This window comes from Bacillus sp. ABR (genome assembly GCF_056172715.1).
The window spans coordinates 117,943-131,032 of record NZ_JAOYSL010000002.1 but is presented as its reverse complement, the minus strand read 5'-3'; the positions used below and the strand labels follow the sequence as shown (position 1 = coordinate 131,032).

Annotated in this window: 15 protein-coding genes and 1 pseudogene; 11 read left to right on the top strand and 5 right to left on the bottom strand. The window is 40.2% G+C overall.

All coding sequences use genetic code 11. From position 1 onward, the window contains the following. Positions 1 to 285: 285 nt before the first annotated feature. The 7 genes and pseudogenes from OIT90_RS05915 to OIT90_RS05885 form a co-directional block, all read left to right on the top strand. Positions 286 to 629, top strand: a pseudogene (locus OIT90_RS05915) (transposase); the annotation flags it as partial. A gap of 287 nt (positions 630 to 916) precedes the next feature. After that, on the top strand, positions 917 to 2,017 hold the full coding sequence (locus tag OIT90_RS05910) for a type III polyketide synthase (RefSeq protein ID WP_126681662.1): 1,101 nt from the start codon (positions 917 to 919) through the stop codon (positions 2,015 to 2,017). Beyond that, a complete protein-coding gene (locus tag OIT90_RS05905; RefSeq protein WP_034623498.1) occupies positions 2,014 to 2,523 on the top strand; it encodes an isoprenylcysteine carboxyl methyltransferase family protein in 510 nt (169 codons plus the stop codon). Before OIT90_RS05910 ends, OIT90_RS05905 begins: the two co-directional genes overlap by 4 nt. A 64-nt stretch (positions 2,524 to 2,587) precedes the next feature. Next, positions 2,588 to 2,695 (top strand): Fur-regulated basic protein FbpC, encoded by a 108-nt coding sequence (gene fbpC / locus OIT90_RS05900; RefSeq protein ID WP_306299200.1) that lies wholly within the window; start codon positions 2,588 to 2,590, stop codon positions 2,693 to 2,695. Positions 2,696 to 2,828: 133 nt separating this feature from the next. Then, a complete protein-coding gene (dynA, locus tag OIT90_RS05895) occupies positions 2,829 to 6,425 on the top strand; it encodes a dynamin GTPase (RefSeq protein WP_474892357.1) in 3,597 nt (1,198 codons plus the stop codon). 41 nt (positions 6,426 to 6,466) lie between these two features. After that, entirely contained in the window at positions 6,467 to 6,730 is a 264-nt protein-coding gene (locus OIT90_RS05890; RefSeq protein WP_126681665.1) for a YpbS family protein, read from the top strand. A gap of 277 nt (positions 6,731 to 7,007) precedes the next feature. Beyond that, on the top strand, positions 7,008 to 7,895 hold the full coding sequence (locus tag OIT90_RS05885; RefSeq protein WP_058837920.1) for a 5'-3' exonuclease: 888 nt from the start codon (positions 7,008 to 7,010) through the stop codon (positions 7,893 to 7,895). 203 nt (positions 7,896 to 8,098) lie between these two features. Here the strand turns inward: OIT90_RS05885 and OIT90_RS05880 are convergent, their stop codons facing one another. The 3 genes from OIT90_RS05880 to OIT90_RS05870 are packed head-to-tail and all read right to left on the bottom strand — an operon-like array spanning position 8,099 to position 9,353. Beyond that, positions 8,099 to 8,224 carry a small, acid-soluble spore protein L gene (locus OIT90_RS05880; RefSeq protein ID WP_126681666.1) on the bottom strand — a complete coding sequence of 42 codons (126 nt, stop codon included), beginning with the start codon at positions 8,222 to 8,224 and terminating at the stop codon, positions 8,099 to 8,101. A gap of 42 nt (positions 8,225 to 8,266) precedes the next feature. Continuing rightward, positions 8,267 to 8,662: a reverse transcriptase-like protein gene (locus tag OIT90_RS05875; RefSeq protein ID WP_039179411.1), complete on the bottom strand. Its 396-nt coding sequence runs from the start codon at positions 8,660 to 8,662 to the stop codon at positions 8,267 to 8,269. 1 nt (position 8,663) lies between these two features. After that, positions 8,664 to 9,353, bottom strand: coding sequence for a queuosine precursor transporter (locus tag OIT90_RS05870; RefSeq protein ID WP_041085802.1), 690 nt, complete (start codon positions 9,351 to 9,353; stop codon positions 8,664 to 8,666). Positions 9,354 to 9,447: 94 nt separating this feature from the next. On the opposite strand from OIT90_RS05870, the gene OIT90_RS05865 reads away from it, so the two are divergent. From OIT90_RS05865 to OIT90_RS05855, 3 genes are all read left to right on the top strand, one after another. Then, positions 9,448 to 10,119, top strand: a complete 672-nt coding sequence (locus OIT90_RS05865; RefSeq protein WP_144464540.1) for a ribonuclease H family protein — start codon at positions 9,448 to 9,450, stop codon at positions 10,117 to 10,119. 1 nt (position 10,120) lies between these two features. Then, a complete protein-coding gene (locus tag OIT90_RS05860) occupies positions 10,121 to 10,303 on the top strand; it encodes a zinc-finger domain-containing protein (RefSeq protein ID WP_024422748.1) in 183 nt (60 codons plus the stop codon). A 169-nt stretch (positions 10,304 to 10,472) separates the two neighbouring features. Beyond that, positions 10,473 to 10,655: a hypothetical protein gene (locus tag OIT90_RS05855; RefSeq protein ID WP_039179402.1), complete on the top strand. Its 183-nt coding sequence runs from the start codon at positions 10,473 to 10,475 to the stop codon at positions 10,653 to 10,655. Between the two features lie 51 nt (positions 10,656 to 10,706). On the opposite strand, the gene cspD is transcribed toward OIT90_RS05855, so the two are convergent. After that, entirely contained in the window at positions 10,707 to 10,907 is a 201-nt protein-coding gene (cspD, locus tag OIT90_RS05850; protein ID WP_024422747.1) for a cold-shock protein CspD, read from the bottom strand. Between the two features lie 263 nt (positions 10,908 to 11,170). On the opposite strand from cspD, the gene OIT90_RS05845 reads away from it, so the two are divergent. Continuing rightward, a complete protein-coding gene (locus tag OIT90_RS05845; RefSeq protein WP_144464542.1) occupies positions 11,171 to 11,872 on the top strand; it encodes an AIM24 family protein in 702 nt (233 codons plus the stop codon). A gap of 33 nt (positions 11,873 to 11,905) precedes the next feature. Here the strand turns inward: OIT90_RS05845 and OIT90_RS05840 are convergent, their stop codons facing one another. Next, positions 11,906 to 13,057 (bottom strand): diglucosyl diacylglycerol synthase, encoded by a 1,152-nt coding sequence (locus tag OIT90_RS05840; protein ID WP_024422744.1) that lies wholly within the window; start codon positions 13,055 to 13,057, stop codon positions 11,906 to 11,908. Between the last annotated feature and the right edge of the window lie 33 nt (positions 13,058 to 13,090).

Genomic DNA, 13,090 nt, shown 5'->3' with positions numbered 1-13,090 from the left:
GAAATTTACGGTTGTTACTTTGTGTTGATCAGCAAAAAAAGGTAATCCATTCAAGTTTAAATAAAATCATTCTGAATAATGATCGAAACGTTAATATTTATACGCTAAGATAGCAGCAGATGTGACCATTAATTCGAAGCGAAAGGGAGATTCCTTATGAAAGTGTTGTATAATGACGATTTCATTGAAAAAAGGGTGCTTATGTGGAAAGTGGAGACAGAGGCGATTAATCTCAAAAAACAATAGAGAAAAGCTCGTACCACTACAAAATAAAGAAGATATCGGCAAATTCTCTCTTACCGTACAACGACTAGAGAAGGATTTAAACAATATGTGTCCGGCTCAGAGGTTTGTAAAACTAGTTCTTTTCTAGATAACTGTACACAAAGTCAAAATCATACCAAGCAAATTCATCGCATATTTGGCAAGACTAGATGAAGTAAACTACCTAAGACTCACTGAAATTAATAAAAGCAACTATGCAAAGCGGAGAGAAATAAAGAACGCGTCTTTGCGGATGCAAAAGAAAAGCATAGTATGCGTTGGGCGAAACTTCGTGTACTAAAAAAATTTCAATGCAAGCGATGCTTACTCTCGCTGCCATAAATCTTAAAAAATTAGCTAACTAGACATGGAAAACACTATGTCCAGCGTAAACCCTTTATAATTACTACGGTCTGAACACTTCTCTTTTAGAAGTGTTTTTTTGCATAAAAAAAGCAGGTTCGCTTGGCTTAGAACGAACCTGTGAAGGAGGAAAACTACATCATGTTTTCACCTATATTATCCAATATTTATCAATTGTCGTCAAGACAAAAAGTTAGACGAAGGAAAATATTTTGACTGAATTGTGACGTTTTGGCATGTATATCCTTTTTTCGATAGGGGATATTAATCGAAAAAAGAGGTGAAGCCGATGGCGTACATTCTTTCTGTTGGAACGAGTCTGCCACAACATCATGTGGATCAGAAAAAGGCGGCTGATTTTGCTAGATCCCAATTTAAACGATCGTTTAAAGATATCGACCGGCTGCTCAGAGCTTTTCAAAATGGAGAAATCGAGAGCAGACAGTTTGTGCAGCCAATTGAATGGTATCAGACGCACCACTCTTTTGAGGAGAAAAACAACCTCTATTTGGAAAAAGCATTGGCTCATGCAAAAGAAGCGGTCATACACTGTCTTCATGAGAAGGCATTCCTGAAAAAACCGATTCCGTTTGAAGAAATCGATGCATTGTTTTTTATTTCAAGCACCGGACTTTCGACACCAAGCCTTGATGCAAAACTGATGAACGTTCTCCCTTTTTCGCCTTATACGAAACGAGTGCCGATCTGGGGCTTAGGATGCGGGGGCGGAGCGGCGGGGTTGACCCGGGCTTACGAATACATAAGGGCATTTCCAGAAGCGAAGGTACTGGTTGTCGCCTGCGAACTGTGCAGTTTAACCTTTCAGCCGCAAGATCAATCAAAAAGCAATTTAATCGGTACATCTTTGTTCGGAGACGGGACAGCAGCGGTACTCTTAACTGGAGAAAAAGGTGTATCAGAATACACCCATCTAAAAACAGTCCCTAAAGTGATTGGTACACAATCTGTCACAATGAAAGAGTCTGAGGATGTGATGGGCTGGGAATTTACAAGTGACGGCTTTCAGGTTATTTTCTCCCGTGACATTCCTTCCATTATTTCCGGCTGGTTAAAAGAGCAAGTCGATCAATTTTTAGAGAAGCAAGAGTATTCTGTAGAAGAACTATCGGTTTTTCTTGCCCATCCTGGAGGGAAAAAAGTGATCGATGCCTATATTAAAAGTCTATCCTTACAAGAAGATCAGCTTTTTTCATCAAAAGAAGTACTCAGACAACACGGAAATATGTCCTCTGCCACAGTTTTGTATGTGATCAAGCATTATCTTGAACATCAATCCGCTGAAGCGGGAGATATCGGTCTTTGCGGAGCGCTTGGTCCGGGATTTTCATCAGAGCTGCTGCTCATGAAATGGGAGGAGGTCATATCATGATCATTTGGCTCGTCATTGGTTTCTTCGTGTGTCAGCGGCTTATTGAAATGCTTGTGGCTAAAAGAAATGAAAAGAAAGTGAAAGCGATCGGTGCCATTGAATTTGGTGCAAGTCATTATCCTTATATGGTCGCTATGCATGCGGGCTTTTTTCTCTCACTCATGGTTGAGGTATGGGGGTTAAACAGGCCGCCGTCGCGCTATTTTCTTGTGCTGCTCGTTTTCCTGCTGGCTACACAGGTGATTCGATATTGGGCATTATGCTCTCTTGGAACGTATTGGAATACAAAGATTTTAGTTGTACCAAATGCGATGATGGTGAAAAAAGGACCTTATCGCTGGTTAAAGCATCCTAACTATGTCGTGGTGGCGATTGAGCTTATGCTGATCCCGCTTTTATTTAATGCCTATTTTACCGCCATTTTGTTCACGTGTTTAAATGCATGGATGATGGCTGTGAGAATTCAAACAGAAGAGAAAGCGCTCAATCAGTATTTGTTAAATTAATATTGAAAATCATTATCAATTGTGATACACTTTCATTAATGATAAGCATTCTCAATCACGAAGGATGGACGGTGATCACATGACAATGGTCTTCTTACTCGGTACGGTCTGTGTATACAGCCTATTAATTGGCTTCGTATTAAAAGGTGTTTCTAAAAAATCTGCTTCCTGATCGCAGTCAATTGCGACTGATCGGGCAGCAGATTTTTTTTATTTCCTCAGATCAGAAGAAAAATCTCTTGATTTTGTGTAAAATGGTATCACATACATAACTGACTTTTCTAAAAACAAAGGGGTTTATCGTCATGGAAGACTTGTCAATTCGAGATTCGCTCGTTCAAACTACAGGTGCTTTATATCAAAGCCTTCTCAAAAGGGATGATCATGAACGCGCAGCCAAACTTGCATCGATTATCAAAAAGGAAGCAGAAGAAGAAGTGTATATCGCATTTACCGGCCACTATTCAGCTGGAAAGTCATCACTTGTGAATCATCTGCTTCATGATCACATCCTGCCAACGAGTCCGATTCCAACAAGTGCAAACTTGGTCGTCGTGAGGAAAGGGGAGAGTGAAGTAAAGCTTCACACCTCAGATGGCCGTTTTGCAAAAATGAGCGGTTCTTATGATAAAGAAGCAGTTCAGCGTTTTTGTAAGGACGGGGAACAGATTGAAATGGTGGAAATTAGCGGGGACTATAGAGGATTGGAAGAAAAGGTGGCACTGATTGATACGCCTGGAATTGATTCAACGGATCATACCCATTTCTTATCTGCCGCGTCTATTCTACATCAAGCAGATGCTCTTTTTTATGTCGTGCACTACAACCATGTTCATTCGGAAGAAAACATTCGTTTCATTCGCTCCATTAAAGAGAAAGTGCCAAATCTTTATTTCATCGTAAATCAAGTCGATCGACATGATGAGCATGAGACAGCGTTTGAAGACTACAAAAATCAAGTAGTTGATATGCTTCTTAAAGAGGGCATTGAAGAAGAACATCTATACTTTACATCTGTAACCGATGAGTCGCATCCAAGAAACGAAATGATTCGTTTAATCGAGAAACTGCAAGAATTACAAACATTGCCGAAAGCATCACTTCGCGCCTATACCGAGCAGAAAATAGAGAATGTTTTAAAAGAACATATTGACTCATTAAAAGAAGAGCTGCAAGAAGAGGATCTTGATTCACTGCTTCAAGAAAAAAGAAGAGAAGTCAAGGAACTTGAAGCGAAAAGCAGCTTTATTGAAAATGGAGCAAAACAGTTAGAAGACGAAGTGTCTTTTGAAGTCGAGAATATTTTAAAAAATGCAAACCTAACCCCATTTAAAATGAGAGAGCTTGCAAGTGACTATATTGAATCGAAAGCACCTGGCTTTAAGGTAGGACTGCTGTTCGCTAAAAATAAAACTGAGCAGGAAAAAGAAAAGCGGGCGAACGATTTCTTAGCAGATGTCAAAGCAAGAATGAAAGCTGAAGTGGACTGGCATATTGCTGAGCTGCTCAAAAAAGAAGTCAAGAAACATCAGCTTGGTGAAGAGCTATTAAATCAAGTGATGGCATTTGAAACACCTGTGGAAGAATCACTGCTTGAAAACGTCATCCATCATGGTGCGACATTTTCAAATGAATACGTTTTGCAATATGCAAAAGATGCTGGTGAAGCACTGAAAAGACAGACCAAACAGAAAGCAATACCATTGATTGAACAAATGACCGAGACGCTGAAAACCCAGCTCATGAATGAAAAGGGAAAGCAACAAGATAAGTGGGCCCAGGCAGCACAGGAGCTCCAAGCGCTCGAGCAAAGCATGGAAAAAAATGATCAAATCAGAAGAGATATTGAGCATGTATGGGATATATGGCAAAACGGAACAAATGAGCAGATCACAGATGATTGGTTTTATGTGAAAAAACATCGGATGCAGCATGACGAGCTAAATCAGAATCATACGTCCACTCATGCGGAAGAAAGCGAGAAAGAAAATCAGCAGCAGACAGAGCTTGATCAAATGCGTCAATCACAGCATATTACGACAGCGCAGTCGATTGACCAGTTTGAGCAGCTTTCTCAAATGTTAATGCCATTAAACGCGCTTCAGTCTCAAAGAAAGTCCTTTGAAAAACGAACAAAGCGGCTTCAAGCGAAGGAATTTACACTCGCCTTATTCGGTGCTTTTAGTTCAGGGAAATCGTCGTTTGCCAATGCCCTAGTTGGGAGAAAGGTGCTGCCATCATCTCCTACACCAACGACGGCCACGATCAATAAGCTGACGCGGCCGACAGAAGACCATCCGCATGAAAGTGTGAAAGTGGTGTTCAAAACCGAGCAGGAAATATTAGAAGAGCTCGATCAAATTCTCGGTTTTTCTATAACAGAAGAAAAGGGAGATACGTTTCAAGCCAAACTCGAACGAACGCTGAAAAAAAGAGAGCTTGAACAGGATCACCGCATCATTGTTGAACATTTTTTAAACGCTCATGAAAAGTTCCGTGAGTCCATTCAAAAACAAACGCCGCACAATGTCACCCTGCAAGAATTAAAGCCATATGTGGCAGAAGAGGCTGTTTCTTGTGTGGTGAAGGAAGTGACGGTGTATTTAAGTACACCTTTAACAGATAAAGGACTAACGATTGTTGATACACCAGGCGCCAGCAGTATGAATAAACGTCATACAGAGATTGCCTTTCAGTATATGAAGGATGCTGATGCCCTTCTTTATTTAACTTACTACCAGCATTCTTTCTCAAAAGCAGACCGGTCATTTTTACGTAAACTCGGGCTTGTAAAAGATTCATTTAGCATGGATAAAATGTTTTTTATTATCAATGCAGCTGACCTCGCAAAGGATCAAACAGAGCTTGAAACCGTCTTTGACTATGTGAAAAATGAGCTCACAAAAGAAGGCATCCGGCAGCCAAACCTTCATCACGTATCCAGCAAGGAAGAGATCGAAGGAAAGGGACAGTCGCCTTATAACCAGTATGCACAGCTAAGAACACAGCTCGACTATTTTATTGAGGAAGAATTAACGAAAGATGCGATTGAGCTGCTGTATTTTGAAGCGAGTACACTATGTAGAACAGTCGACAAGCTGCATGAGACGCTGCATCAGTCAGAAGATGAAAAGCAAGCAGAAAAGAAAAAGATAGACACATCCTATGAAGTGATCGTTGATCAAATGAGCCATATTAAACGATCTAAGCTAGTGACAGAAAGTGTGAAAAAGGACTTGCACGAACAGCTTTACCACATTGTTCAGCGCTTGTCACTTTATGCAAATGATCTGTTAAAGACAGCCTTTTATCCTGGAATATCTCAAGGGGACTTCAGGCAGGAGCTGAAAAAAGCGCTTGAACAGGCGCTAAAGGATTATGAATTTGAATTTGTACAGGAGATAAAGGCGCTTGATATTCGAATGGAATCGTTTATCACTCAGTATTTCAAAGAGGAGTGGGAGAAAGGATTACAGGCTGCATGTGCAGAAGATCCTTACTTTTCTCTCCGGCTGTCACCTCCAGATGAGAAAAATGCAGAGCTGAAACAAATTGAAGTGGAAGCGGACCTGACGCCGTTTGAGCCGCTCTTAAAGAAACAAAAATCAGCGAAAGCTTTCTTTGAACAGAACGGGAAGGCAGCGTTTATTGAAGCGATTCGAGATGTTCTTTTCCAGTTAACGACGAAATGGGCAGATAAAGAAAAAGAAGAATTACAGAGTAGATACGAAATGATGGTGAAGACCTTTACTGAAAGATATGAGACAGAAGCGCTCAAACAGCTGAATGAACAAAAACAAACATTTATCATGAGCTTGACGACAGATGCGAAAGAGCAGGCGATGATAGAACAAGTATACAAGCAGACAAATGAATGGAAGAAGCAGTTGAAAACCATTTGATTCATGATAGACTATAGAAAAAAGAAAGCAGTTGATAAAAAATGACGAGCGTACACGAAGAGATTTCCGCACATTCACAAAAACAGAATGCTCATATCAAGTCGTTTCTTGCGCTTGAGCAGAAAAGAGAGCAGGCAATAGAGACTGCTGTTTTCAAGTGTGAGCAAAACGAACCATTTACAACTGACGATATCAATGCGATTACTTCGAAGATGAATGAGCTTGCAAGAGGCGGTATTGTTCCGCTGCGTAAGCATGTCACGAGTGATATGGTCAGGGAGTATGTCGAAAGAAAACAGAAGTAAAGAGTAACTTTCTCTTTTTTGGTCATCTTAACAAGTGAACCGAGAAAGGGGAATGATGATGGAAAAAAAGCAGCATGCAAAAAAGCAGGATGAGCGTAACCCGAAACAAAAAGAGATGCCATCCTACGCAGAAGCAGAATCGAAAAAAATGCAATACGGTCAAAAATAATCCAAAGGTGCCACTTCTTTTCCAAAAGAAGAGGGCGCCTTTTTTATGTCGAATTCTATGTTCTGTGATAGAATAGGAGTATTGTTTTGAAAAAGGGAGTTTATAAGAATGAATAAACACGTACTGCTTGTTGATGGCATGGCGCTTCTGTTCAGATCGTTCTATGCAACGGCTGTCCATCGCAATTTTATGATAAATGATCACGGCGTCCCGACGAATGGAGTAAATGGCTATTTGAAGCATTTATTAACCGCTGTTCAGACATTTGAGCCAACTCATATTGTTTGCTGCTGGGATATGGGAAGCCAAACATACCGAAATGAATTGTTTCAAGATTATAAAGCAAATCGAGGAGAGGCACCTGTCGAGCTCATTCCGCAATTCGATTTAGCAAAAGAAGCGACAGAGGAGCTAGGAATTGTAAACGTTGGTTTAAAGGGATTTGAGGCAGATGATTGTATCGGTACGCTGGCAGCAGTCTATCAGAATGAAGCACGTGTGACGGTTCTAACTGGCGACAGAGATTTGCTGCAGATATTGAATGAACAAGTGACTGTTGCTTTGATGCAAAAAGGGATCGGGAACTATAAACATTATACAAAAGCCTTATTTGAAGAGGAAATGGGCATCTCTCCAAAGGCGCTGATCGATATGAAAGCACTTATGGGGGATTCAAGTGACAATTACCCCGGCGTGAAAGGAATCGGAGAAAAAACAGCATTAAAATTTATTCAAACATATCAAACCATTGATGGATTATTAGAAAATGTTCATGAACTAACTGCCGCACAGCAAAAGAAAATGCAAGCAGGATTAGAAGATTTGAAGCTCTCCCGTCTATTGGCAGAGATCAAATGTGATGTCCCGCTGAGCTGTCCAATTGATGAGACGAAGATGAACATCAATCAAGAACGGGCTGCTGCCATGCTGAGATACCATCAAATCAAAGGAATTGAACCGATGGTGAATCGATTAAGTAAAATAGAGATCAGCTAAGCCGATCTCTCAGCGTAAAGACAAACCCTCGCATTCGTTGTCAGGTCTGCGCTCCGGTGCTCACGAATGTCAAATTCGCTCCGCTCCGGTACTCGCCCTTCCTAGACTGCAAAGGTTTTCTATCACGCTGAAAAGAAGACAAAGGACTAAAATAAAAATCATTTTAGCCCTTTGTTAGAGATCAGCTAAGCTGGTCTCTAAGGTCATCTTTTTGTATTGCTTTTCTTCGCTCTATTTTCGAGCTGAGATAGTGGCTGCTTATCTTTTGTTTGCGCATCACCTTGAGGGGTTGTCCCACTTGTGACACGACCTTTATTCTCTTTATCCAATCAGTATCACCTCATACATTAGCATAACCGAAAAAAAGCGATTCATCCTTTAGAAAGGTGAATCGCTTTTCTAGCGAGCTGATCAGCTACTTGATTTTCCTTGCTTGGAATCCACTTAATGAAAAATAAATCAAACTGCCGTTGAAGCTCGATCATCTCTTTTATAAAAGGCTGAAAGGCTGGATTTTTAGCAAATCCTGCATTGGCCGCACGGTCAACTACCTGTGAATCTGTTCGAAACGAAACGGAACGCAGTCCTTTTTCTACGCAGATTTTCATCCCTTCAATGAGAGCGGAAAATTCTGCTTCGTGATTGCTCATTGATCCGAGAGGAATCGAGAAAGATTCTGCCTTTCCATCATATTTAATGAAAATGCCGATACCAGAAGGACCTGGATTTCCTGCGCTAGCACCATCAATGTATATTTCAGCTGGCAATTTATTTCACCCTTTCATCAAGCGGAACCATTCTTTTCGCTGCATACGCATATGGTGTCCCAATCGCGGCGACGATAAATTTAATCACATAAGTCGTGATGAAGATTTCGATCCATACATGAAATGGATAGGTGCCAAGAAAGGCAATGGTTGTGAAGATCAGTGTATCAAGTAGCTGGCTGATCATCGTACTTCCAGCGTTGCGCACCCAGAGCGCACCATCGGAAGGAAATATCCGGCGAATAAACGAATATACATAAACATCTAACATTTGACTGATGATATAAGCAGCAAGACTGCCAAGTGCGACCCTTGGCATAAAGCCAAATATCGTTTCGAGCGATGTTTGAGAAATGTCGGATGGAGCGGGATGGAAAAGCAAAGCCTCCTGCATGACAACGGTTAACGTTAAAAGGGTGGCAAAGCCAATCCAGACAGCTTTCCTCGCTTCATTTTGTCCATATTTTTCATTCAATACGTCCGTTGCAAAGAACACACTGCCATATAAAATGTTTCCAAGTGTTGCCGTTAAGCCAAACAATTCAACGGTTTTGACCACTTGTAAATTTGCAGCAACCGTCGCAAAGCCAATCCAGACGAAAAGGCCCATCTTGCCAAATCCTTTATAAAATAGAAGAACAATGATAAAATTAATGATCGCAAATAAGATCCAAATACCTTCATTAAACAAGTGACATGAACTTCCTTTCTCATTGTAAAATGTAACTTTTTGATTATAGCATAACGAACGTTTACCTTAAAAGCACGGGAAGGCGATGTGATCAATGAAATTAAGAGCACACTATACAATGAAAGTGAAATCGATTGGGTCCATTGCTTTTTTCCAAGAAGATTGGATGGAGCTAAAAGAGGCCTTGCTTTTAGCCAAACATATCGATAAAAAAGAACCACAGTCCCTCCTATCATTTGAAGACGAAAAAGGGGCGATGTGGTCTATTAAAGAACTTGAAAAGCTAAATGAAGAACTAAAGCTTGAACCTGATCAGCTTCAGGTCTATTTTGATGCAAGTTTTCACAAAGAAACAGGCGACTCTGGCCTTGGGGTTGTCGTCTACTATAAGCTCGGAGAAGATACTTATCGTTTGAGAAAAAATCAGCCCTTCCAAGGAATCACCAATAATGAAGCGGAGTATGCAGCTTTATTTGAGGCAGTAAAAGCTTTGAAAGACCTCGGGGCAAGCAGAAATTCTGTCACGATTAGAGGCGATTCACTTGTTGTCATGAATCAATTAAAAGGAGAATGGCCTTGTTATGATGATATACATAACAAATGGCTCGACCGGATTGAAGCGGCTTTAAAGGAGCTGAGGCTTACGCCAACATATGAAGTCATCGATCGTAAACAAAATGCAGAAGCGGATCAGCTTGCAAGGCAGATACTTGCAGACGTCCCAATTGAAAGTAAATTGAAATTAGAAGCAGACGGAGCTGAATAAAGTGGATAAAAAAACAGCAGTACAAGAATTGACGGATCTCCAAGACACGTATTGTTCAGATTGCTTGATTAAGAAGCACTTTCGAAAAGAATATGGCAAAAAATACGCCCACTCCTTTTGTATTCAGCAATGCACAGTAGGAGAGAAAATAAAAGAATACGGACAGACGCTGCTTAAAAAGTAAGCGGCTGCCCCGGTTTTCCTTACTCAAACATCCGCTCGTGAAAAAAAACGGATAGAATGTGTTAAAAAAGAACATATTCTGAAAAATGAGCCGATATAACTATAGAAAGTTTTGGTTGAGTTACTTTTTGACTAAGTGACGGATAATAGAGGAAAAGGGGAAGGCCGGCATGAATAATAAGGATTTCGAAACGGTATTACATCGAACATTTCAAGAGGTATACAGCGATCTAGAGCAGCTAGTAGATGTAGCAAAGAAGGGAAGACCTTTTCTCGAAAAAGATATTTCTGAAATTGAACAACGACTGAAGCAAAATATTTTAGCCATTGAAATTCAGCTGAAAATCAAATAAGAGAGGCATATGCCTCTCTTTATTTTGTCGTTTCATCATTGATTTAGTTGATTAAAGTTTTGTTACGTTTGCAGCTTGAGGTCCACGATTACCTTCAACGATTTCAAAAGAAACTTCTTGTCCTTCTTCTAAAGACTTGTAGCCGTCACCTTCGATAGCTGTGAAGTGAACGAATACATCGTCTCCGCCTTCAACTTCAATGAAGCCGAAACCTTTTTCATTATTGAACCATTTTACTTTACCGTTTTGCATATTGCTTTTTCCTCCTAGTACTGTAGCACACCTTTTGGGCATACTAAAAAAAATTTTCATCACCTAACGACTTTACAGTTGTTAAATGATGGTTCCACTATACACCATCAAAAGTAACGCGTCAAGCAGGCGAGCCAAATTTTGAGCAGAATGTTTGATTTTTTTGTTTTTTTGGTGAATAACAATGAAAAATAAAACGTCCTTTTCGGAACCTAACGTGCAGCTTGTCCGTATATAAAAAAAATACAGAAAGAGGTGCAATCATGAATCGTTATACACTTGAAGAATTTATTCAGAATACGCAGCAAGAAGATAAGGGAGAAGGGGTCTTTGAACTTGAAACATCAAGGCTTCTAGAAATTAATTTGACTGACACCATTTGGGCAAAAACAGGTTCCATGGTTTCCTATCGAGGGAAAATCAAATTTGAACGTGAGGGTGTTTTTGAGCACGGCGTCTCAAAGATGTTCAAAAAAATGCTCTCGGGAGAAGGCACCTCACTAATGAAGGCGACAGGTGATGGGAAATTATATGTGGCAGATCAAGGCAAAAAAATCTCAATTCTCCGTTTGGCCCAAGGGGAATCTATTTTTGTGAATGGAAACGACCTGCTCGCATTTGAACCGTCTGTCCGCTGGGATATCAAATTGATGAAAAAGGTATCAGGCATGCTTGCAGGCGGATTATTTAATGTCAAATTAGAAGGGCCTGGCTTAGTTGCAATCACAAGTCATTATGAGCCGCTGACGCTCATTGTTCAGCCGGGTGACTCTGTTTATACAGATCCGAATGCGACTGTTGCGTGGTCAGGGGATCTAAAAACTGAATTTGTGACAGATGTTTCCTTTAAAACCTTTATTGGCAGGGGAAGCGGAGAGTCCATTCAAATGAAGTTTAGCGGAAGCGGCTTTGTTGTCGTTCAGCCGTTTGAAGAAGTATACACAACAAATGGAAATCAAGGGTAAAGAAAAAGGTGTCCGTCAATGACGGACACCTTTTTATGATAATGCGCGAGCATATGTTTTGTTATTCATGATGAGATCTGACTGCTCGACGATATCTTCCAAAATGGTTTGAGAAGATTGTTTTAAGTGCAGTTTTTTCATGTTTTGTTTCATTGTTTCTAATTTTTCTTCGTCCTGCAGCAAGTTGGTCACAGATTCTAAAATGTCTTCATGTCTGTTAATGACAATAGCAGCGCCATAATCCTCGAAGAAAAGAGCATTTTCTTTTTCTTGGCCAGGGACAGGCTTGTAAAGAATGACTGGGACACCGATTGCAGTTGCTTCTGTTAAAGTAATGCCGCCTGGTTTTGTAATCATACAATCTGTTACTCTGAACAATTCATCAATTTGTTCCACATATCCAAGCGCCTTCAATTGATCTGGGTGTGCCTGCTCAAGAACGCTAAGCGATTGTTTCAGTGCGGCGTTCTTTCCGCATACAACAACAATTTGTACTTCACTGTCGAGAAGCAGCGCCTCACATAATTCCTTCACATTTTTTAGTACACCGTGAGCACCGGCCATGATAAGAAGTACTTTTTTGTCGGATGATAATCCATATTTTTTATAGATCATCGATTTTGGCACGTCGGCTTCAAACTGTGGTCTAATAGGAATACCTGTCACTTTGACATCGCTTGGATGTGTGCCGATTTCCACTAATTTCTGTTTCACATAATCGGTTGCAACATAGTATCGGTCGATGTTTTCATGTACCCAAATCTTATGGAGACAAAAATCGGTCATGACATTAAAAGTCGGAATCACTTTACCTGTTTTGTTTCGATATTCTGGTACAACAATCATCGGGAATGTAATAATGATGATATCTGGATTGTGTAACTGAATTAATTCATCGAGACGCTTATTTCCCATCTTTAAATAAATGTTAAATTTGCGTTTATTGTAAATTTTATCAACACCGTAATAAAACAAGCGATAAAATTGTTTCCCAATGGAAAAGCTCTTCAAGTATAAATATTGAGTCACTTCTGACACAATGGGATTCGATTCTTGATACAAATTAGAAACTACAACATGTTCAAATCCTTGGGATTTGCATTCATCATACAGTGTTTTTGCTACCTGCATATGTCCATTTCCATAATTTGCGGTCAAGATTAATATTTTTTTATTGGTATTCAAGAATATTCACCTCAAATGTAATCAACAACAACA

Excerpts from the sequence above, each read along its gene's own strand:
- OIT90_RS05885 (WP_058837920.1), top strand. The coding sequence starts at position 7,008 with ATGAATAAACACGTACTGCTTGTTGATGGCATGGCGCTTCTGTTCAGA.
- OIT90_RS05845 (WP_144464542.1), top strand. The coding sequence starts at position 11,171 with ATGAATCGTTATACACTTGAAGAATTTATTCAGAATACGCAGCAAGAA.
- OIT90_RS05865 (WP_144464540.1), top strand. The coding sequence starts at position 9,448 with ATGAAATTAAGAGCACACTATACAATGAAAGTGAAATCGATTGGGTCC.
- OIT90_RS05890 (WP_126681665.1), top strand. The coding sequence starts at position 6,467 with ATGACGAGCGTACACGAAGAGATTTCCGCACATTCACAAAAACAGAAT.
- cspD (WP_024422747.1), bottom strand. The coding sequence starts at position 10,907 with ATGCAAAACGGTAAAGTAAAATGGTTCAATAATGAAAAAGGTTTCGGC.
- OIT90_RS05855 (WP_039179402.1), top strand. The coding sequence starts at position 10,473 with ATGAATAATAAGGATTTCGAAACGGTATTACATCGAACATTTCAAGAG.
- fbpC (WP_306299200.1), top strand. The coding sequence starts at position 2,588 with ATGGACGGTGATCACATGACAATGGTCTTCTTACTCGGTACGGTCTGT.
- dynA (WP_474892357.1), top strand. The coding sequence starts at position 2,829 with ATGGAAGACTTGTCAATTCGAGATTCGCTCGTTCAAACTACAGGTGCT.
- OIT90_RS05905 (WP_034623498.1), top strand. The coding sequence starts at position 2,014 with ATGATCATTTGGCTCGTCATTGGTTTCTTCGTGTGTCAGCGGCTTATT.
- OIT90_RS05910 (WP_126681662.1), top strand. The coding sequence starts at position 917 with ATGGCGTACATTCTTTCTGTTGGAACGAGTCTGCCACAACATCATGTG.